The sequence below is a fragment of the Streptomyces sp. TP-A0356 genome, assembly GCF_001417775.1.
Lineage (GTDB): Bacteria > Actinomycetota > Actinomycetes > Streptomycetales > Streptomycetaceae > Streptomyces.
On the sequence record NZ_BBZJ01000013.1, the window covers coordinates 585803 to 606976 of the forward strand.

The following is a 21174-nucleotide window of genomic DNA, read 5'->3' on the forward strand; positions in this document are numbered from 1 at the left end:
GCGTGCCCAAGAGTCAGCGGACGGAGGGGCCGGTCACAGGGCCGGCCGGGGAGCCGACCGAGGAGCAGCGGCCGGCCGCGCAGCAGCGACCGCAGGAGCGGCCGCAGGAGCGACCGCGCCGCCGCCAGGCCCGCGGCGAGCGCCGTATCGCCCAACTCCTGGATGCCGCCGCCGCGGTCTTCTGCCGCGCCGGTTACACCGCCGCGAGCACCAACGCGATCGCCCGTGAGGCCGGCGTCTCCCCGGGCACGCTCTACCAGTTCTTCCCGAACAAGGAAGCGATCGCCGTCGGCCTCGGCGACCATTTGCTGCAGCAGTGGCTGGAGTCGCAGGGCCGGGCGCTCGCCGACGAGAACATCGGACTCCCGCTGGAGGAGTTGCTGGACGCGGCACTCGACCCGCTGATCGCGTTCAACCTGGAGAACCCGGCCTTCGGCGTCCTGCTGCACGGCCCCGACACTCCCGGGCCGATCGCCCAGGAGCACAGTGCCCTGCACGAGGCCTCCCTCACCCGCATCGAGGAGATCGTCGCGGGCTATCTGCCGAGCTCCCCGCCCGACGACCGCACCCGCACCGCCAACATGCTGCTCGCGCTCTTCAAGGCAGGTCTCGACCTGATCATGTCCCACCAGGGCGCGGAGCGGGAGGCGTACATCGCCGAACTGAAGACCGCGATGTACCGCTACCTCAAGCCCCTGCTGGACGACGACTCCGACTGAGGAGCCGAGAGCGGCAGGCGCCGGGCCACACCCGTGTCCTCGTTGAGGAATACCCCCTAGGGGTATACTGTGGGTCACGCCAGCCCCACACGCCTCCCCGAGGAGTAACCACATGACCGCGCAGACCGACACCCCGGGTTCCGTGACCACCGTCTACAAGGTGAACGGGATGAGCTGCGGGCACTGCGAAGGCTCCGTCTCCGGCGAGATCTCCGGGATCGCCGGGGTCAGCTCGGTCACGGCCGTGGCGGCCACCGGTGAGGTCACGGTGGTCTCCGCGGCCCCCCTCGACGAAGAGGCCGTGCGCGCCGCCGTGGACGAGGCGGGCTTCGAGTTCGTCGGCAAGGCCTGACCCGCCAGCACCCGCTCCCCGCACCGGGCCGTACCGACCAGCTGATACTGGCTCCGCACGGCCCGGTCCGATGTCTGGAGTCCGGACATGACCAACACCGCAGCACCAGCACCAGCACCAGCACCAGCACCGATAGATGGATCCGCACGCGCCGAGGTCGAACTGACGATCGGCGGCATGACCTGTGCCTCCTGTGCGGCCCGCGTCGAGAAGAAGCTCAACCGCATGGACGGCGTCACCGCCACGGTGAACTTCGCGACGGAGAAGGCGAAGATCGCGTACGCCGACGGGATCGACGTCGCCGATCTGATCGCCACCGTGGTGAAGACCGGCTACACGGCCGAGGAACCCCCGCCGCCGCGGCCCGAACCGGTCGTGGAGACCGGAGAGTCCGGGGCACCCGGAGAGGACCCCGCGTCTGCGGCCCTTCGCCGGCGGCTGACCGTCTCCGCGCTGCTCGCCCTGCCCGTCGTCCTGCTGGCGATGATCCCGGCCCTGCAGTTCGACAACTGGCAGTGGCTCTCACTGACGCTCGCCGCGCCCGTCGTCGTCTGGGGCGGACTGCCCTTCCACAAGGCTGCGTTCACGAACGCCCGGCACGGCGCGGCCACCATGGACACGCTCGTCTCGGTCGGGACGCTCGCCGCCTTCGGCTGGTCCGTCTGGGCGCTGTTCTGGGGCCGCGCCGGGATGCCCGGTATGCGCCACGGCTTCGACCTCACCGTCTCCCGTACGGACGGATCCTCGGCCATCTATCTCGAAGTGGCCGCCGGTGTGGTCGCGTTCATCCTGCTCGGCCGCTACCTGGAGGCACGTTCCAAGCGGCGCGCGGGCGCGGCCCTGAAGGCGCTGCTCGAACTGGGCGCGAAGGACGTCGCGGTCGTGCACGACGGTCGTGAAGTGCGCGTTCCGGTGGCGCGACTGGCCGTCGGCGACCGGTTCGTCGTACGGCCCGGCGAGAAGATCGCCACCGACGGGACCGTCGTCGAGGGCGCCTCGGCGGTCGACGCCTCCATGCTGACCGGGGAGTCGGTGCCCGTCGATGTGTCCGTGGGCGACGCCGTGACCGGCGCGACCGTGAACGCCGGGGGCCGCCTGGTGGTCGAGGCGACCCGGGTCGGCGCGGACACCCAGCTCGCCCGGATGGCCCGGCTCGTCGAGGACGCGCAGAACGGCAAGGCCGAGGTGCAGCGCCTCGCCGACCGCATCTCCGGGATCTTCGTGCCCGTCGTACTGCTGATCGCCCTCGGCACGTTCGGGGTGTGGCTCGCAGTCACCGGCGACACGGTCGCCGCCTTCACCGCGGCCGTCGCGGTGCTGATCATCGCCTGCCCGTGCGCCCTGGGCCTCGCCACTCCGACCGCACTGATGGTCGGTACGGGCCGCGGCGCCCAGCTCGGCATCCTCATCAAGGGGCCGGAGGTGCTGGAGTCCACACGGCGGGTCGACACGGTGGTCCTGGACAAGACCGGGACGGTCACCACCGGCCGGATGACCCTTGAGGGTGTGTACGCCGTCGAGGAGGGGGACGAGAAGGAGATCCTGCGGCTCGCGGGAGCCCTGGAGCACGCCTCCGAGCACCCGATCGCCCGGGCGGTCGCGGCAGGCGCCCAGGAACGCGTCGGCGACCTTCCGGCGCCGGAGCACTTCGAGAACGTCCCCGGGCTCGGCGTGCGCGGGCGCGTGGAAGGGCGCGAGATCACGGTGGGCCGGTTCCCGGGCGCGCTCCCGGACGGGCCGGCGCGGGCGAAGGCCGAGGCCGAGGCCGACGGACGTACGGCGGTCGTGGTCGCCCGGGACGGGGTGGCACTCGGTGTCGTCACCGTCGCCGACGCGATCAAGGAGACCAGCGCCGAGGCCGTACGGGAACTGCGGGCGCTGGGGCTGCGGCCGGTACTCCTGACCGGGGACAACCGCGCGGTGGCCGAGGCGGTGGCGCGCGCCGTCGGTATCGACGCCGATGACGTGATCGCCGAGGTGCTGCCTCAGGACAAGGTCGCCGTCGTCAGGCGCCTCCAGGGCGAGGGGCGGACCGTCGCCATGGTCGGCGACGGCGTCAACGACGCGGCCGCGCTCGCCACCGCCGATCTGGGTCTGGCCATGGGCACCGGGACGGACGCCGCGATCGAGGCGAGCGATCTGACGCTGGTGCGCGGGGACCTGCGGGTGGCCGCGGACGCGATCCGGCTGTCGCGGCGGACGCTGGCCACGATCAAGGGAAACCTCGTGTGGGCGTTCGGGTACAACGTGGCCGCGCTGCCGCTGGCCGCCGCCGGGCTGCTCAACCCCATGATCGCGGGTGCGGCCATGGCCTTCTCGTCGGTGTTCGTGGTGACGAACAGCCTACGGCTCAGGGCATTCTCATGACGACGGAGTAAGAGTCCCTCTAGAGTCCGAGGCGGGCCTCACATAAGCTCTTCACAAGGCTCGCGCATCTTCCTTACGCTGGGGCCCCGATCGCCATTTCGGGTCCCTTGCGTATCTTCAGGACATATGCAAGAGACGTAGATCACAGTGATGTGAACGTAACCAACGGAAGGGTTCGTGAGTCTAAGTTGGCGATGTCAGAAGCGTCTTGGGGGGCGTGACTGACATCTGGGGATGTCTTGGGGGACGTTCCCAGGAACTGCGTTGCCGGGGCACGTACACCGGGGAGCTTTGAGCGGCCCTCCCGTTCGTACGCGTCCCGGCCAACCGCACCGCCGTGGCACACCGACTTTTGCTCGTTTTGCTCGCAGCGATTCAGGCGCTGTCCCGCAGACGCCCGGCCGGATCCCGTGGGGGGAATCCGCACCGGGACATGGGAAGGCGCCCTGGCCGTCGGCCCGTGGGGGGACCGTCGCGCCGGGGCGCCTTCCGCTTGTCTGCGCGCAGTATCCGAGCGAAGCACTCGGCGTACGCCGCTCCGCGACGGCGTACGCCTCACATCTCGCCGGTGCCCGGCGGCTCTCGCCGGTACTCGGCAGCTCTCGCCGGTGTTCAGTTCTCTCCGGTGCTCAGCGCTCCTCGACCGGCACGAAGTCGCGCTCCACCACGCCCGTGTAGATCTGGCGCGGGCGCCCGATGCGGGAACCCGGCTCCTTGATCATCTCATGCCACTGGGCGATCCAGCCCGGCAGACGGCCGAGGGCGAACAGGACCGTGAACATCTCGGTCGGGAAGCCCATCGCGCGGTAGATCAGGCCGGTGTAGAAGTCCACGTTCGGGTAGAGCTTGCGCTCGACGAAGTAGTTGTCGGACAGCGCGTGCTCCTCCAGCTTGAGGGCGATGTCCAGAAGCTCGTCGTCCTTGCCGAGGGCGGAGAGCACATCGTGCGCGGCGGCCTTGATGATCTTGGCGCGCGGGTCGAAATTCTTGTAGACCCGGTGGCCGAAGCCCATCAGACGGACGCCGTCCTCCTTGTTCTTCACCTTGCGGATGAAGGTGCCGACGTCGCCGCCGGAGTCGCGGATGCCTTCGAGCATCTCCAGCACGGACTGGTTGGCGCCGCCGTGCAGCGGGCCCCACAGCGCGTTGATGCCGGCCGAGATCGAGGCGAACATGTTGGCCTGCGACGAGCCCACCAGGCGGACCGTGGAGGTCGAACAGTTCTGCTCGTGGTCCGCGTGCAGGATCAGCAGCTTGTCGAGGGCGGAGACGACGACCGGGTCGAGCTCGTACTCCTGCGCGGGCACGGAGAACGTCATGCGCAGGAAGTTCTCGACGTACCCGAGGTCGTTGCGCGGGTAGACGAAGGGGTGGCCGATCGACTTCTTGTATGCGTATGCGGCGATCGTCGGAAGCTTGGCGAGCAGGCGGATGGTGGAGAGGTTGCGCTGCTTCTCGTCGAAGGGGTTGTGGCTGTCCTGGTAGAACGTGGACAGCGCGGAGACCACCGAGGACAGCATCGCCATCGGGTGGGCGTCGCGCGGGAAGCCCTTGTAGAAGTTCTTGACGTCCTCGTGCAGCAAGGTGTGCTGCGTGATGTCGTTCTTGAAGCCGGAGAGCTCGTCGACGGTCGGAAGCTCGCCGTTGATCAGCAGGTAGGCGACCTCCAGGAAGGTGGAGCGCTCGGCCAGCTGCTCGATCGGGTAGCCGCGGTACCGGAGGATGCCCTGCTCGCCGTCGAGGTAGGTGATGGCGGATTTATAGGCAGCGGTGTTGCCATAGCCGCTGTCCAGGGTGACCAGACCGGTCTGGGCGCGGAGCTTCCCGATGTCGAAGCCCTTGTCGCCGACGGTGCTGTCGACCACCGGGTAGGTGTACTCGCTGCCGCCGTACCGCAGTACTACAGAGTTGTCGCTCACGTCTTCCCTCACCGACGTAGTGCCTCATCTTCGAGGTGCCCTGACTGTCTCTACCATCCCCCATTTGGCGCAGGAGAGTGCACTCGGGGTCGACCATTGGGCTCATCGGCGGCACTGAGTGCCGTCAACCTGCTCATCCTGCCCCCTTCGCCCTGGTTCCGGAAGTGCTCTGTGACCTTCGCGACTCATTTGATCGATCATTTTTCGCGAAGGCCGCTCACGAGCGGTGGTGGGCGGCTCAGAGTTCGGAGCTCTCAGCCCGCGAGCGTGCCGGGCGACAGCCTGAAGTCAAGGGCCGTGCAGCGCCGGCCCGCCGACACCGTGCGCACCGCCTGCCCGATCGCCTTGCGCGAACCCACGAGGACGACCAGCTTCTTCGCCCGGGTGACCGCCGTGTAGAGCAGATTCCGCTGGAGCATCATCCAGGCTCCGGTGGTGACCGGGATCACCACCGCCGGGTACTCACTGCCCTGGGAACGGTGGATGGTCACCGCGTACGCGTGCGCCAGCTCGTCCAGTTCGTCGAACTCGTACGGGACCTCCTCGTCCTCGTCCGTCAGCACCGTCAGGCGCTGGTCGACCGGGTCGAGCGAGGTCACCACGCCCACGGTGCCGTTGAAGACGCCGTTCTCACCCTTCTCGTAATTGTTGCGGATCTGGGTGACCTTGTCGCCGACGCGGAAGACGCGGCCGCCGAACCGCTTCTCCGGCAACTCGGGGCGGCCGGGGGTGATCGCCTGCTGGAGCAGGCCGTTGAGGGCACCCGCGCCGGCGGGTCCCCGGTGCATGGGCGCGAGCACCTGCACGTCCCGGCGCGGGTCGAGGCCGAACCTGGCCGGAATCCGCCGCGCCGCCACGTCCACGGTGAGCCGGCCGGCCGCCTCGGTGTCGTCCTCGACGAAGAGGAAGAAGTCCTTCAGGCCGTCGGTGAGCGGATGCTGCCCGGAGTTGATCCGATGCGCGTTCGTGACGACCCCGGACTGCTGGGCCTGGCGGAAGACACGGGTGAGGCGGACGGCGGGCAGCGGGCTCCCGTCGGCGAGCAGATCCCTGAGGACTTCCCCGGCGCCCACGCTGGGCAACTGGTCGACGTCGCCGACGAAGAGGACGTGGGCGCCCGGCGGCACGGCCTTCACCAGCTTGTTGGCGAGCAGCAGGTCGAGCATGGACGCCTCGTCGACGACGACCAGGTCCGCGTCGAGCGGGCGGTCCCTGTCGTAGGCCGCGTCGCCGCCGGGCTTGAGCTCCAGCAGCCGGTGGACGGTGGAGGCCTCGGCCCCGGTCAGCTCGGACAGGCGTTTGGCGGCCCGGCCGGTGGGGGCGGCCAGTACCACCTTGGCCCGCTTGGCGCGGGCGAGTTCGACGATGGACCGCACGGTGAAGGACTTGCCGCAGCCGGGGCCTCCGGTCAGGACGGCGACCTTCTCGGTCAGGGCCAGTCGTACGGCCTCCTCCTGCTCGGGTGCCAGGTCGGCTCCCGTACGTTTCTTCAGCCAGCTCAGCGCCTTGTCCCACGCCACGTCCCGGAAGGCGGGCATCCGGTCCTCGTCCGTACGCAGGAGCCGCAGCAGCTGGGCGGAGAGGGAGAGTTCGGCGCGGTGGAAGGGGACGAGATAGACGGCGGTGACGGGTTCGCCTCCGTCAGGTCCTGGGACCCTCTCCCGTACGACACCGGGGTCGGACTCGTCATCCGGGGGTGCCGCGAGCTCGGCCAGGCACTCGATGACGAGCCCGGTGTCGACCTGGAGGAGCTTGACCGCGTCCGCGATGAGGCGCTCCTCGGGCAGATAGCAGTGGCCCTGGTCGGCGGACTGCGACAGGGCGTACTGAAGGCCGGCCTTGACGCGCTCGGGGCTGTCGTGGGGGATGCCGACGGACTGGGCGATGCGGTCGGCGGTCAGGAACCCGATGCCCCAGACGTCGGAGGCGAGGCGGTAGGGCTGGTTCTTGACGACGGAGATGGAGGCGTCGCCGTACTTCTTGTAGATGCGCACGGCGATGGAGGTGGACACCTGGACGGTCTGCAGGAAGAGCATGACCTCCTTGATCGCCTTCTGCTCCTCCCAGGCGTCGGCGATCTTCTTGGTCCGCTTCGGGCCGAGCCCGGGAACCTCGATGAGCCGCTTGGGCTCCTCCTCGATGATCTTGAGAGTGTCCAGGCCGAAGTGCTGGGTGATGCGGTCGGCGAAGACGGGGCCGATGCCCTTGACGAGACCGGAGCCGAGATAGCGGCGGATGCCCTGGACCGTGGCCGGGAGGACCGTCGTGTAGTTCTCCACGGTGAACTGCTTGCCGTACTGCGGATGGGAGCCCCAGCGCCCCTCCATCCTCAGCGCCTCCCCCACCTGGGCACCGAGGAGCGCGCCGACGACGGTGAGCAGATCTCCGGCGCCGCGGCCGGTGTCGACCCGGGCGACCGTGTATCCGTTCTCCTCGTTGGCGTACGTGATCCGTTCGAGCACGCCTTCCAGCACGGCCAGACGCCGCTCTCCGGTACCCGCCTGCCCTGCCTGCCCCGCCCGACTCGCCTCCTGGGTCATGATCCGACGCTACCGCCGGGGACTGACAGGCGGGGCGGAGTGGGGCCCACACCGCCACCGGACACAGCGACGCTCAGCGGAACCGCGCCCCGTCGAAGTTCGCCGCCCCCATCTGACGCCGCGCGTTCTCACCCTGCTCCTGGTCACCCGACCCGAACGCCGACTCCATCCCCGACTGACCGCCCAAGATCGCCGCCAGCGAACCGTTCAGCTCCTTCGCGATCCCGTCCGCCCGCGCCTTGAACTGATCGAACGCCACCCGGCCCGCACCGTGGAACTTCCCCTCCAACGGCTCCGCCGCCTGCGCCAACCGATGCACCAGCGACCCCAGATCGCTACTCGACCCACGCGAGTCCTTCATCAACGTCGACAGGGTCTGCGCCCCCATGTCGAACCTCATGTTGCCTCCCCCTGTGGCGAGTTGACCTCACCGAACGATTCCGCACCCACCATGTTCACGGCCGCTCGTCACACCCGCAACCACCTGACGGCACAGCCCAGCCACGGCATTCCGCTCGTCCGAGCACGCTTCGGCACGCCAGGTCACAATCGGGTCTCGTCCCGGCAGACCCCTTGTCTCACCCTCGTGTAATCGATTCCAATCCTCCGTGTCGATCGTGTAAACGATTCCACGACTCACATACCGGACTCACAAGGAGGTGATCCCGGCGATGGCGAGCATCAAGGACGTCGCCGCCGAGGCGGGTGTATCCGTCGCCACGGTGTCGCGCGTCCTGAACGACCACCCGTCGGTCAGCGCCGACGCGCGCAGCCGCGTACGGGCCGCCGTCGAGGCGCTGGGCTACCGCCCTAACGCCGTCGCCAGGTCCCTGCGCACCGACCAGACCCGCACCCTCGGCCTGGTCATCAGCGACGTGCTGAACCCGTACTTCACCCACCTGGCCCGCTCCGTCGAGGAGGAGGCCCGCGCGCTCGACTACAGCGTGATCATCGGCAACGCCGACGAGCGGCCCGATCTCCAGGACCACCATGTCCGGACCCTGCTGGACCGGCGGATCGACGGGCTGCTGGTCTCCCCGACCGACGGCGGCTCCCCGCTCATGCTGGACGCCGCGCGGGCCGGCACCCCCATGGTCTTCGTCGACCGGTGGATCGCGGGCGTCGACGTACCCGTCGTACGCGCCGACGGACGCGCCGCGATCCGCGACCTCGTCGCCCATCTGCACGGGCTCGGGCACCGGCGGCTCGCGATCATCGCGGGACCCGCGGCGACCACGACCGGCCGAGAGCGCGTCGAGGCCTTCCGCCAGGCCATGGGCGAGTACGAGCTTCCCCTCCCGGACGCCTACACAGGCCAGGGCGACTTCCAGGCCGAGAGCGGGCGCCGGGCCACCGAGCGGTTCCTGGACCTCGCCGAGCCGCCCGAGGTCGTGTTCGCGGCCGACAACCTGATGGCGCTCGGCGCGCTGGACGCCGTCCGCGCGCGCGGGTTGCGGGTTCCGGACGACATCGCGCTCGCCGCGTTCGACGACATCCCGTGGTTCGTGCACACCGATCCGCCGGTCACCGCGATCGCCCAGCCCACGGCCGAGCTGGGGCGCGCCGCCGTACGCGCGCTGGTCGACCGCATCGAGGGGCGGCCCCCCAAGTCCGTCACCCTCCCCGCCCATCTCGTCGTACGCCGCTCGTGCGGCGAGCCCGCTCCCCAGGAGCCCTCGGCCCCCGGGCAGCCGTCCCTCGTAACGAACAGGAGCAAGCCGTGAGCAACCCGGACGAGTTGCTGCGCATCGAAGGCATACGCAAGACCTTCCCCGGCGTGGTCGCGCTCGATGGCGTCGACTTCGACCTGCGCCGGGCTGAGGTGCACGTGCTGCTCGGTGAGAACGGCGCGGGCAAGAGCACCCTCATCAAGATGCTCTCCGGCGCCTACCGCCCCGACGCGGGGCGGATCGTGGTCGGCGGCGCGGAGGTGCGCATCCACGGTGCGCAGGACTCCGAGCGCCTCGGGATCGCCACCATCTACCAGGAGTTCAACCTGGTTCCCGACCTGACCGTCGCCGAGAACATCTTCCTGGGCCGCCAGCCGCGCCGCTTCGGCATGATCGACCGGAAGAGGATGGAGGCGGACGCCGCCGAACTCCTCGAACGCGTCGGCGTGCACGTGTCCCCCCGCGCGCGGGTGCGTGAACTGGGCATCGCACGGCTGCAGATGGTGGAGATCGCCAAGGCCCTCAGCCTCGACGCGCGCGTGCTCATCATGGACGAGCCGACGGCCGTGCTCACCTCCGAAGAGGTCGAGAAGCTGTTCGCCATCGTGCGCAGGCTGCGCGAGGACGGCGTGGGGATCGTCTTCATCACCCATCATCTGGAGGAGATCGCCGCCCTCGGGGACCGCGTCACCGTCATTCGTGACGGGCGCAGCGTCGGGCAGGTGCCCGCCTCCACGCCCGAGGACGAGCTCGTGCGGCTCATGGTGGGGCGGTCGATCGAGCAGCAGTACCCCCGCACGCGCCCCGAGACGGGCGCCGCGCTGCTCACTGTCGAGGGGCTCTCCCGGGACGGGATCTTCCACGATGTGTCGTTCGAGGTGCGGGCCGGTGAGGTCGTCGGCATCGCGGGGCTCGTGGGCGCCGGGCGAACGGAGGTCGTGCGCGCCGTGTTCGGCGCCGATCCCTACGACCGGGGAGCCGTGCGGGTCGCCGGAGCCGAGGTGCGCCGGCACGACGTGAACGCCGCGATGGACGCCGGGATCGGGCTCGTGCCGGAGGACCGCAAGGGCCAGGGGCTCGTTCTGGACGCGTCCGTCGAGGAGAACCTGGGGCTCGTGACCCTGCGGGCCGCCACCCGCGGCGGACTGGTCGACCGCAAGGGGCAGCGGGCCGCCGCGGCCGGGGTGGCCGAGCGGCTCGGCGTGCGGATGGCCGGGCTCGGCCAGCACGTGCGCACGCTCTCCGGCGGCAACCAGCAGAAGGTCGTCATCGGCAAGTGGCTGCTGGCGAACACCAAGGTGCTGATCCTCGACGAGCCGACGCGCGGCATCGACGTCGGTGCCAAGGTCGAGATCTACCAGCTGATCAACGAACTCACGGCCGCGGGCGCCGCCGTCCTGATGATCTCCAGCGATCTTCCCGAGGTGCTCGGCATGAGCGACCGGGTGCTGGTGATGGCCCAGGGCCGGATCGCGGGCGAACTGACCGCCGACGAGGCGACCCAGGACTCCGTCATGGCGCTCGCCGTCAGCACACCCACCATGTCTGTCGACGAAACGGAGGCCACCCGTGGCCACTGACACGCTCAAGAGCACAGCGGGCGCCGGTGGCGCCGGGGGGATTCGCCGCCTCCTGCTCGACAACGGCGCGCTCACCGCCCTCATCGTCCTCGTCGTCGGCATGTCGGCGCTGTCCGGCGACTTCCTGACGACGGACAACCTCCTCAACATCGGCGTGCAGGCGGCCGTGACCGCCATCCTCGCCTTCGGCGTCACCTTCGTGATCGTCTCCGCGGGCATCGACCTGTCGGTGGGGTCGGTCGCCACGCTGTCGGCCACCGTCCTCGCCTGGAGCGCCACCTCGGCGGGCGTCCCGGTCGCGACAGCCGTGCTCCTCGCGATCGCCACGGGTCTCACCTGCGGTCTCGTCAACGGCATCCTGATCTCGTACGGGAAGCTGCCGCCGTTCATCGCGACGCTCGCCATGCTGTCGGTCGGCCGCGGTCTGTCGCTGGTCATCTCGCAGGGTTCCCCGATCGCGTTGCCCTCCTCCGTCTCGCACCTCGGTGACACGCTGGGCGGCTGGCTGCCCGTGCCGGTTCTGGTCATGGTCGTCATGGGCCTGATCACCGCGTTCGTGCTGGGCCGTACGTACGTCGGCCGCTCGATGTACGCGATCGGCGGCAACGAGGAGGCGGCGCGGCTGTCGGGTCTGCGGGTGAAGAGGCAGAAGCTCGCGATCTACGCCCTGTCGGGTCTGTTCGCCGCGGCCGCGGGCATCGTGCTCGCCGCGCGGCTGTCCTCCGCGCAGCCGCAGGCCGCGAACGGCTATGAGCTGGACGCGATCGCCGCGGTCGTCATCGGCGGCGCCTCCCTCGCGGGCGGCACGGGCAAGGCGTCGGGCACGCTGATCGGCGCACTGATCCTGGCGGTGCTGCGCAACGGCCTCAACCTCCTTTCGGTGTCGGCGTTCTGGCAGCAGGTCGTCATCGGTGTCGTGATCGCGCTCGCGGTGCTGCTGGACACCGTGCGGCGCAAGGCGGGGGCCACGCCTGTGGCCGCCGGCACCTCTCCGGGCGGCAAGGGCAAGCAGGCGGTGACGTACGTGCTGGCCGCCGTGGTCGCGGCGGCCGTGGTGGGCGCGATGTCCTTCCTGCACGGCGGCTCCTCGTCCGCGACGCCGAAGGTGGGCCTGTCGCTGTCGACCCTCAACAACCCGTTCTTCGTGCAGATCAAGTCGGGCGCGCAGCAGGAGGCGAAGAAGCTGGGCGTCGACCTGACCGTCACGGACGCGCAGAACGACGCCTCGCAGCAGGCCAACCAGCTGCAGAACTTCACCAGTTCGGGGCTTGGGTCGATCATCGTCAACCCGGTGGACTCGGACGCGGCGGGCCCCGCGGTGCGGGCCGCGAACAAGGCCGGCATCCCCGTCGTGGGCGTGGACCGCGGCGTCAACAAGGCGAAGACGGCCGCGCTGGTCGCCTCCGACAACATCGAGGGCGGCAGGCTGGGAGCCAAGGCGCTGGCCGAGAAGCTGGGCGGCAAGGGCAGGATCGTGATCCTGCAGGGCCTGGCCGGCACGTCCGCCAGCCGTGAGCGCGGCGCGGGCTTCGAGGAGGGCCTGAAGGCCTACCCGGGCATCCAGGTGGTGGCCAAGCAGCCCGCGGACTTCGACCGCACCAAGGGCCTCGACGTGATGACGAACCTGCTCCAGGCCCACCCGGACGTCCAGGGCGTCTTCGCCGAGAACGACGAGATGGCGCTCGGCGCGATCAAGGCGCTCGGCTCCAAGGCCGGCACATCGGTCCAGGTCGTCGGCTTCGACGGCACGCCCGACGGGCTGACCGCGGTCAAGGCGGGCACGCTGTACGCGTCGGTCGCGCAGCAGCCGACGCAGTTGGGGCGGATCGCGGTGGAGAACGCGCTGCGGGCCGCCCAGGGCAAGAAGGTCGAGGCGACGGTGAAGGTTCCGGTGAAGGTGGTCACGAAGGAGAACGTGGCCGGGTTCAGCGGCTGACCCCCGCGCCCTTCCGGCGCCACGTCGGTGGGCCGCGCAGCACCGCGCGGCCCACTGCCGTGGCACCGGCTTCACCGCCGTGGCACCGGCTTCACCGCTGCAAGGATCCATGGATCCGTGGGGATCCGTTGGGAGACAGTTCATGTACGACTACGACCTTCTGGTCGTGGGCTCCGCCAACGCGGACCTGGTGATCGGGGTCGAGCGCCGGCCCGCGGCCGGGGAGACCGTGCTCGGCTCCGACCTGGTCGTCCACCCGGGTGGCAAGGGGGCGAACCAGGCGGTCGCCGCCGCCCGCCTCGGCGCCCGTACGGCGCTGCTGGCCCGGGTCGGCGACGATGCGCACGGCCGGCTGCTGCTGGACGCGCAACGCGAGGCGGGCGTCGACACTTCGGGGGTCCTGGTCGGCGGGGCGCCCACCGGGGTCGCGCTGATCACCGTCGATCCGTCGGGGGACAACAGCATCGTGGTCTCGCCAGGGGCCAACGGACGGCTCGCTCCGGAGGACGTACAGGCCGCGCACGGCCTTCTGCGCGCCTCCCGTGTGGTCTCGGCGCAGTTGGAGATCCCGCTGGAGACGGTCGTGGAGGTCGTACGGAACCTGCCGTCCGGCACCCGCTTCGTACTGAACCCGTCGCCGCCGCGGCCGCTGCCCGCCGAGGTGCTGGCGGCGTGCGACCCGCTGATCGTGAACGAGCACGAGGCGCGGGTCATCGCGGGGGGTGAGCTGGGCGGCTCGCCCGAGGACCGGGCCGCCGCGCTGCTGGCGCTGGGCCCGCGCTCCGTCGTGGTGACGCTGGGCGCGGAGGGCGCGCTGGTCGCGACCGGCGAGGCCATGACCCGGGTCGCGTCCGTGAGGGTGGACGCGGTGGACACGACGGGTGCGGGCGACGCGTTCACGGCGGCGCTGGCCTGGCGGCTGGGCACGGGCTCGTCGCTGCCGGACGCGGCGGCGTACGCGGCGCGGGTGGGCGCGGCGGCGGTCACCCGCCCCGGGGCGCAGGAGTCCTTCCCGACGGCCGAGGAGGTCGGGGCCCTGTGAAGAAGGCGGGAATCCTGAACCGTCATCTCGCGGGCGCCCTCGCCGAGTTGGGGCACCGGGACGGGGTCCTGGTGTGCGACGTGGGCATGCCGATACCGGTGGGCCCGCGGGTGGTGGACCTGGCCTTCCGTGCCGGGGTGCCGTCCTTCGCCGAGGTCCTGGACGGTCTGCTGGACGAGCTGGTGGTGGAGGGCGCGACGGCGGCGCACGAGGTCCGCGACGCGAACCCCGAGGCGTCGTCCCTGCTGGACGCCCGCTTCCCGGATCTGGAACTGGTCCCGCACGAGAGGCTGAAGCGGATGACGGCCCGGGCGCGTCTGGTCGTCCGCACGGGTGAGGCCCGCCCGTACGCGAACGTGCTGCTGCGCTGTGGGGTCTTCTTCTGACCCGGTGGCAGAGGCACTTCGAGGGGCCCGGTCCGTCGACCAGGCCCCTCGGCTCTCCCCTCCGGGTCAGAACCCCGCGATCCCCCCAGATCCCCTCCAGAAGTTCTGACGCCGTGTAGGACACGCGCGGCGCCGAAAGGGTTGCACGGATCCCGCGGGTATGTGCCGCGCCGTCAGTTCCCGGCGTTGAACACGTCGGTACCGAAGCGGCTGAGGCCCTTCTGCCCGGCGTAACCCAGGTACGGCAGTCCGAAGCGGTCCTCGATGCTGGCGAGCAGCGAGTAGTGGTTGTACGGCGTGGTGCTCCAGGTGCCGCCCTTGGTGAAGGGGGACAGCACGAGCGCGCCCGTACGGCCGCCGCCGAGGCCGGTGATGCCGGGCAGCGGGGCGTTCGGGGCGGGGCCCTCGCCGCAGCAGGCACTCGCGTCCTTCTGCGGGCCGTCCGACTCGTCGAAGGTGATCACCAGCATGCCGTCCTTCTTGAAGGCAGGGGACGAGGTGATGACCGGGACCCACTTCTTCAGCCAGGCGTCGGCGGAGACCAGCCCGCCCGGACGGCCGTCCACACACGGGGAGTCGTGGCCGTCGTCACAGAGATTGGGCGTGATGTAGCTCAGCTCGGGGGTCGTCGTCGTGCTCTTCACGTCGGTGGCGAGGGCGGAGAGGTCGACGTCGTGCCGGGCGCAGCTGCTCTGCTGGTCGATGATCGAGTGGAAGTACATGAACGGGTTGTGCCGGGTGGCGTACTGGTCGCCCGTCTTCGCCTTCTGCGTGTCGTCCACGGCGCCCACCGCGGGGTGGCGGCACGGGGTGCCCATGTCCTGCATGTAGCCCTTCCAGCTGTGGCCCGCGGCGCCCATCTGGTCGGCCAGCGTCTTCACGCCGGAGGGGTGGACGCAGCCGCGGCCGACGGCCTGGCCGGGGGCGACGGTGCCGGTCTGCACGAAGGGGGCGAAGACCTGGCAGTCGGCCTGGGTGTCCGGGTTGGGCCCCTGTCCGGAGATCTGCGCGATGTAGTTGTCCAGGCTGTTGTGGCCGATGCCGTAGTACTGCGTCAGCAGCACGCCCTGGGACCGCAGCGTCCGGCTGAGGTACGGCGCCTGGGAGCCGGGGCCCCAGGTCTCCTCGTAGCCCTTGTTCTCCAGGTTGATCACGAAGACGTGGCCGGGGCGTGCGGCGGGCGCGGCCTCGGCCTGCATCGCCAGGAGCGTGCCGCTGCCGCCGGCCACGAGGGCGGTGAACGCGGCGGCCAGGAGCATCAGGCGGCGCCTGCCGCGGGAGAGGCGATGCTTCATGAGGGGAGCTTCCATCCGTGCGAGCGAGCGAGGTCGCGCACCGCGTGCCACTGCTCGTAGTCGGCCGGCACGGCGGGCGGGCAGGGCAGTCCGACGACGTCGGGCACCGACCACTGCGGGGCCCGGAGGTTCGGCGGGTTGGTGAAGTCGAGCACTTCGGCGATGTTGTTCGCCGCGGCGTCCCGGGGAGTCAGGGCGGGCAGGTGCCAGCGCCACTCGATGGCCTTCAGGACCGAGGTGTGGTCGTACACACCATGCGCGACGTGGCCCCGCTTCGCACGCGGGGAGATCACCAGGCACGGCGTGCGGAATCCGCGCAGGCCCCATTCGGGGCGGGCGTCGGGGGCGGTGGTGGGCGGTACGTGGTCGAAGAAGCCGCCCCACTCGTCGTAGTTGATCACCAGCAGGGTCCGTCCCCAGGCGGGGCCGGTGGTGACGGCGTGGTAGACCTCGTTGAGGAAGTGCTGCCCCGCGCGGATGTCGGCGTGCGGGTGGTCGTCGGCGGAGGTGCCGCTGCCCTCGTCGAGGAACTTGGGGTCGACGAAGGAGACCTGCGGCAGCGTGCCGGCGGCGCAGTCGACGAGGAAGTCCGCGTACGGGTGTGAGGTCCCGAGGTACTTGGTGCCCCACAGCGCGGTGAACGGCACGTCGTGGAAGTAGTACTTGCCCTGCAGGCCCGCGCCGGCGATGCGGTCCCAGATGGTGGGGAGCGTCGAGACGTCCGTGGAGTTGTGGATGCGGTCCGTCTGCGCGGCGTGCTGGTAGAAGCGGTTGGGATACGTCTCGGCCATGATCGCCGAGAAGTAGCGGTCGCAGACCGTCCAGGCGGGGGCGGCCTTGCCGTAGAAGTCGAGGTCCTTGGGCAGGTAGTAGCCGATGGAGAACTCGTCGTTCGTCCCGGCGCGCAGCCATCCGTCGCAGCGGCCGTCGTTGTACTCGATCCGGCCGCCCTCGTAGCTGTGGTCCGGGTCGTTGTACCGGCAGCCCTGGGCGGTGTCCAGGTGATGGGTGGAGTGGGCGACGCCGTCGCGATCGGTGTACGTCAGCCCGGCCTGCTTGCCGTCGGCGCCCGGGAGCCAGCCCAGATAGTGATCGAAGGAACGGTTCTCCATCATCACGACCACGATGTGGTCGATTCCGGAGTCCGCGGGCGCCGGAAGGGAGGGGGCCTGCTGCGGGGAGAGGTATGTCTGACCGGCCTCGGCCAGACCCTCGGTCACAAGGGGGGCGATTGCGGTCGCAGCCGCAGCGCCGATGATCAGTCTTCTGCGGGAGATGTTCACAGAGCCTTGATAGCTGCCCGATAAACCGGAGAGTAGTAATCCGGTTGAGGGTTCCGCGGACGTTCACCGGGAGTTCCGTGGGGCGCCACAGGGCTCCCGCCGGGGGCACGGTCCGTGGCCGGGACGTTCCCCTCCGGGTCCGATCCGGCCGCGGTCGAGCGCCGGACGCCCGTGGTCGGCGCGGGACAGGCCGGGCCGGACCCCGCTTCGGCACGGCGCCCGCCCCTCGGCCGTCCGGATGCGCGGGAGCGCGTCAGTCCCGCGGTGCCGCCGTGGAACCCCGCACCATCAGTTCCCCCCGCACCGTGGCGATGCCGCCCGGCGGCGGTTCCTCGCGGCCCATCGCGATCCGGCCCGCCCGGGCGCCCGCCTCCGACAGCGGCAGCCGGACCGTCGTCAGGGCCGGTACCGCGTCGATCGCGAACGGGAGGTCGTCGAAGCCGGCCACCGACACATCGTCGGGGATCCGCAGGCCGGAGTCCCGCAGTGCCGCGCACGCGCCCAGCGCCACCGTGTCGTTCGCCGCCACGATCGCCGTCAACGACGACTCCCGGCGCAGCAGTTCCAGCGTCGCCTCATAGCCCGCGCGGCGGTCGTAGCGGCCGTGCACGGTGAGGCGGGGGTCGTCCTCGATCCCGGCGGCGGCCAGCGCGGCCCGGTGCCCCTCCAGCCGGTGCCGGGTCGTCGTGCGCTCCTCCGGGCCCGCGATGTATCCGAGCCGCCGGTGCCCGAGCCCGATCAGGTGCTCGGTCAGCCGCTGTCCGCCCCCGCGGTTGTCGAAGGTCAGCGCGATCGCCTCGGGGGCGGGCGGCCGTCCGCACAGCACCACGCGCGTCCCCGCGGCCGTCAGCTTCCGCAGCTTCGCACCCACGGCCTCCGCGTGCGCGCTGTCCTCCACCGCGCCACCCGTCAGCACCACGGCCGCCGCCCGCTGCCGCTGCAGCAGCGTGAGATACGTCAGCTCCCGTTCCGGTGAGCCGCCGGTGTTGCAGACCACGGCGAGCCGTTCGCCGCCCGCCCGTCCACCCGGGCCCCCGATCTCCGACTGGATCGCGCTCGCCATGATCCCGAAGAACGGGTCGGCGATGTCGTTCACCAGGATCCCGACCAGGTCGGAGGTGGCCGCCGCGAGCGCGCTCGCGGGGCCGTTGAGGACGTAGTCCAGCTCGTCGACGGCGCGCAGCACCCGCTCCCGGGTGGACGCCGCCACCGGGTAGTTCCCGTTCAGCACACGCGACACGGTGGCGGGCGACACCTGCGCGCGCGCCGCCACGTCCGCCAGGGTCACCGTCATCGTCGTCGTCCTCCGGTCGTGCGTCTCGTCGTACCTGTCGCACTCAGGTTCGTACTCGGGTTCCTGTGCAGATTCGTCTTCAGGGCAGGGAGATCTGTGGTGTGGTCCGCACACATCTGTAGTGATCCATCTACAGCTCTCCGGACTCCCGTGTACAGGGGCGCGGTTCTCCGTGTTCGACGGATCGACCAACCACGCGACGCCGAACCTGCCGTGTCATCCCGTGGGACGTCGCATACGAACACGTACGTTCCGTATGACGTGTACGGGTGCATGCGTCTCGTATCGGGCGCGGGTATCTCGTCGTATCGGGCGCGGGCACCTCGTCGTAGGGCGCGGGTATCTCGTCACCCACGCGGTCTTGTCCGATCCGCCGCACAGAGGCTAGCGTCTCACGATGCAGAAAGCGCTTGCTGTCGCGTTCGCCGGTGGGCGTGCACGGCGCCGGACGCGTACGGAGGGAATGAGTGACACGCAAGACGGTGCGTATCGCCATGAACGGCGTGACGGGACGCATGGGCTACCGCCAGCACCTCGTCCGCTCCATCCTGGCCATCCGCGAGCAGGGCGGCCTCGACCTGGGCGACGGCACCGTGCTGTGGCCCGATCCGGTCCTCGTGGGCCGCCGCGAGCACGCGCTGAAGGCGCTCGCCGAGCGGCACGGGCTCGACCACTGGTCGACCGACCTCGACACGGTCCTCGCCGACCCGGCCGTGGGCATCTACTTCGACGCCCAGGTCACCTCCGCGCGCGAAGAGTCGATCAAGAAGGCGATCGCGGCGGGCAAGCACATCTACACCGAGAAGCCCACGGCGACGGGCCTGGGGGGCGCCCTGGAACTGGCCCGCCTCGCCCATGAGAAGGGCATCCGGCACGGCGTCGTCCAGGACAAGATCTTCCTGCCCGGACTGCTGAAGCTGAAGCGCCTCGTCGACGGCGGCTTCTTCGGCCGGATCCTGTCCGTCCGCGGCGAGTTCGGCTACTGGGTCTTCGAGGGTGACTGGCAGGCCGCGCAGCGGCCCTCCTGGAACTACCGCGCCCAGGACGGCGGTGGCATCGTCGTCGACATGTTCCCGCACTGGGAGTACGTGCTCCACGAGCTGTTCGGCCGGGTGAAGTCCGTGCAGACCCTCGCCACCACCCACATTCCGCAGCGCTGGGACGAGAACGGCAAGCCCTACGACGCCACCGCCGACGACGCCGCCTACGGCATCTTCGAACTGGAGGGCGGCGCGATCGCCCAGATCAACTCCTCCTGGGCGGTGCGCGTCAACCGCGACGAGCTCGTCGAGTTCCAGGTGGACGGCACCGAGGGCTCGGCGGTCGCGGGGCTGCGGAAGTGCCGCGCGCAGCACCGGTCGGGGACCCCCAAGCCCGTCTGGAACCCGGACGTCCCCGCCACCGAGGTCTTCCGCGACCAGTGGCAGGAGGTGCCGGACAACGCGGAGTTCGACAACGGCTTCAAGGTCCAGTGGGAGCTGTTCCTGCGGCACGTGTATGCCGACGCGCCCTACCACTGGGACCTGCTGGCCGGCGCCCGCGGTGTCCAGCTCGCCGAACTGGGCCTGAGGTCCTCGGCCGAGGGCCGCCGTATCGACGTACCGGAGATCTCCCTGTGACCATCCGGCTCCCCGACTCCGGCGGCCGGCTCAGGCTCTACGAGCCGCGTCGCGATCCCCTCGCCGTCGCGGTGGGGACCCCCTTCAGCTCCCGCACGGTCTTCTCGGCGGCGCACGTCGTCGCCGACCCGTACGCGGACGTGTCCCCCGACTCGCCCGCCGCGGTCGACTGGGACGCCACGCTCGCCTTCCGCCGCCATCTGTGGTCGCACGGACTGGGTGTCGCCGAGGCCATGGACACCGCCCAGCGCGGGATGGGCCTGGACTGGGCGGGCGCGGCGGAGCTGATCCGCCGGTCCTCGGCGGAGGCGAAGGCGGTCGGCGGCCGCATCGCCTGCGGCGTGGGCACCGACCAGCTGACCACGGGCTCCCCTGAGGAGATCCGCAAGGCCTACGAGGAACAGCTCGCGGTGGTCGAGGAGGCGGGCGCCCAGGCGATCCTGATGGCCTCGCGCGCCCTCGCCGCCACGGCCTCCGGCCCCGAGGACTACCTGGAGCTCTACGGCCGTCTCCTGCGCCAGGTCTCCGACCCGGTGATCCTGCACTGGCTCGGCCCGATGTTCGACCCGGCCCTGGAGGGCTACTGGGGTTCGAGCGACCTGGACGCGGCCACGGAGGTGTTCCTGGAGGTCGTCGCCGCGCACCCGGACAAGGTGGACGGCGTGAAGATCTCGCTGCTGGACGAGCAGCGGGAGATCGACCTGCGCCGCCGCCTCCCGCAGGACGTGCGCTGCTACACGGGCGACGACTTCCACTACCCCGAGCTGATCGCGGGCGACGACCAGGGCTTCAGCCACGCGTTGCTGGGCGTCTTCGACCCGCTGGGCCCGCTGGCGGCACAGGCGGTACGGGTCCTGGACACGGGCGATGTGAGGGGCTTCCGTGAACTCCTCGACCCGACGGTGGAGCTGTCGCGCCATCTGTTCGAGGCACCGACGCGCTTCTACAAGACGGGGGTGGTCTTCCTGGCCTGGCTCGCGGGCCACCAGGAGCACTTCGCGATGGTGGGAGGCAGGCAGTCGGCGCGCTCGCTGCCGCACTTCGCGACGGCGTACGAACTCGCCGACGGCCTCGGCCTGTTCCCCGACCCGGATCTGGCCGAGAAGCGGATGAAGAACCTGCTGTCCCTGTACGGGGTGAGCCAGTGAGTACCGACCTCGCGCGCTTCAGCA

Annotated in this window: 16 protein-coding genes; 10 read left to right on the forward strand and 6 right to left on the reverse strand. The window is 70.5% G+C overall.

Annotated elements, in window-relative coordinates; genetic code table 11:
* The first annotated feature begins 2 nt into the window (after positions 1 to 2).
* The 3 genes from ASC56_RS05820 to ASC56_RS05830 all read left to right on the forward strand — a co-directional run bounded on the left by ASC56_RS05820 (position 3) and on the right by ASC56_RS05830 (position 3438).
* The gene (locus tag ASC56_RS05820; RefSeq protein ID WP_234376851.1) at positions 3 to 719 is read left to right on the forward strand and encodes a TetR family transcriptional regulator; all 717 of its coding nucleotides are present in this window, start codon (positions 3 to 5) and stop codon (positions 717 to 719) included.
* A gap of 112 nt (positions 720 to 831) precedes the next feature.
* Complete coding sequence (locus tag ASC56_RS05825) at positions 832 to 1071, forward strand: heavy-metal-associated domain-containing protein (RefSeq protein WP_055490091.1); 240 nt, start codon at positions 832 to 834, stop codon at positions 1069 to 1071.
* 87 nt (positions 1072 to 1158) lie between these two features.
* Positions 1159 to 3438: a cation-translocating P-type ATPase gene (locus tag ASC56_RS05830; protein ID WP_055490092.1), complete on the forward strand. Its 2280-nt coding sequence runs from the start codon at positions 1159 to 1161 to the stop codon at positions 3436 to 3438.
* 629 nt (positions 3439 to 4067) lie between these two features.
* Here the strand turns inward: ASC56_RS05830 and ASC56_RS05835 are convergent.
* From ASC56_RS05835 to ASC56_RS05845, 3 genes are all read right to left on the reverse strand, one after another.
* On the reverse strand, positions 4068 to 5357 hold the full coding sequence (locus ASC56_RS05835) for a citrate synthase (RefSeq protein WP_055490093.1): 1290 nt from the start codon (positions 5355 to 5357) through the stop codon (positions 4068 to 4070).
* A gap of 254 nt (positions 5358 to 5611) precedes the next feature.
* The gene (locus tag ASC56_RS05840; RefSeq protein ID WP_055490094.1) at positions 5612 to 7897 is read right to left on the reverse strand and encodes an ATP-dependent RecD-like DNA helicase; all 2286 of its coding nucleotides are present in this window, start codon (positions 7895 to 7897) and stop codon (positions 5612 to 5614) included.
* Between the two features lie 73 nt (positions 7898 to 7970).
* Complete coding sequence (locus tag ASC56_RS05845) at positions 7971 to 8297, reverse strand: hypothetical protein (protein WP_055490095.1); 327 nt, start codon at positions 8295 to 8297, stop codon at positions 7971 to 7973.
* A gap of 271 nt (positions 8298 to 8568) precedes the next feature.
* Between ASC56_RS05845 and ASC56_RS05850 the strand changes: the two genes are divergently transcribed.
* From ASC56_RS05850 to rbsD, 5 genes are all read left to right on the forward strand, one after another.
* Positions 8569 to 9621 (forward strand): LacI family DNA-binding transcriptional regulator, encoded by a 1053-nt coding sequence (locus tag ASC56_RS05850; protein ID WP_055490096.1) that lies wholly within the window; start codon positions 8569 to 8571, stop codon positions 9619 to 9621.
* The gene (locus tag ASC56_RS05855; RefSeq protein ID WP_055490097.1) at positions 9618 to 11147 is read left to right on the forward strand and encodes a sugar ABC transporter ATP-binding protein; all 1530 of its coding nucleotides are present in this window, start codon (positions 9618 to 9620) and stop codon (positions 11145 to 11147) included. The genes ASC56_RS05850 and ASC56_RS05855 overlap by 4 nt, the downstream gene beginning before the upstream one ends.
* The gene (locus tag ASC56_RS05860) at positions 11137 to 13083 is read left to right on the forward strand and encodes a substrate-binding domain-containing protein (RefSeq protein WP_055490098.1); all 1947 of its coding nucleotides are present in this window, start codon (positions 11137 to 11139) and stop codon (positions 13081 to 13083) included. The genes ASC56_RS05855 and ASC56_RS05860 overlap by 11 nt, the downstream gene beginning before the upstream one ends.
* 142 nt (positions 13084 to 13225) lie before the next feature.
* Positions 13226 to 14125 carry a ribokinase gene (locus ASC56_RS05865; protein ID WP_055490099.1) on the forward strand — a complete coding sequence of 300 codons (900 nt, stop codon included), beginning with the start codon at positions 13226 to 13228 and terminating at the stop codon, positions 14123 to 14125.
* A complete protein-coding gene (gene rbsD / locus ASC56_RS05870; RefSeq protein WP_055490100.1) occupies positions 14122 to 14511 on the forward strand; it encodes a D-ribose pyranase in 390 nt (129 codons plus the stop codon). Before ASC56_RS05865 ends, rbsD begins: the two co-directional genes overlap by 4 nt.
* Positions 14512 to 14684: 173 nt before the next feature.
* On the opposite strand, the gene ASC56_RS05875 is transcribed toward rbsD, so the two are convergent.
* The 3 genes from ASC56_RS05875 to ASC56_RS05885 all read right to left on the reverse strand — a co-directional run bounded on the left by ASC56_RS05875 (position 14685) and on the right by ASC56_RS05885 (position 18383).
* Complete coding sequence (locus tag ASC56_RS05875) at positions 14685 to 15806, reverse strand: alkaline phosphatase family protein (RefSeq protein ID WP_055490101.1); 1122 nt, start codon at positions 15804 to 15806, stop codon at positions 14685 to 14687.
* On the reverse strand, positions 15803 to 17026 hold the full coding sequence (locus ASC56_RS05880) for an alkaline phosphatase family protein (protein ID WP_199835928.1): 1224 nt from the start codon (positions 17024 to 17026) through the stop codon (positions 15803 to 15805). The genes ASC56_RS05875 and ASC56_RS05880 overlap by 4 nt, the downstream gene beginning before the upstream one ends.
* 316 nt (positions 17027 to 17342) lie before the next feature.
* Positions 17343 to 18383, reverse strand: a complete 1041-nt coding sequence (locus ASC56_RS05885; protein WP_055490103.1) for a LacI family DNA-binding transcriptional regulator — start codon at positions 18381 to 18383, stop codon at positions 17343 to 17345.
* A 467-nt stretch (positions 18384 to 18850) separates the two neighbouring features.
* Here ASC56_RS05885 and ASC56_RS05890 point away from each other — a divergent pair, with 467 nt between their 5' ends.
* Positions 18851 to 20002: a Gfo/Idh/MocA family protein gene (locus ASC56_RS05890; RefSeq protein WP_055490104.1), complete on the forward strand. Its 1152-nt coding sequence runs from the start codon at positions 18851 to 18853 to the stop codon at positions 20000 to 20002.
* Positions 19999 to 21150, forward strand: a complete 1152-nt coding sequence (locus ASC56_RS05895; protein ID WP_055490105.1) for a dihydrodipicolinate synthase family protein — start codon at positions 19999 to 20001, stop codon at positions 21148 to 21150. Before ASC56_RS05890 ends, ASC56_RS05895 begins: the two co-directional genes overlap by 4 nt.
* Positions 21151 to 21174 lie beyond the last annotated feature (24 nt).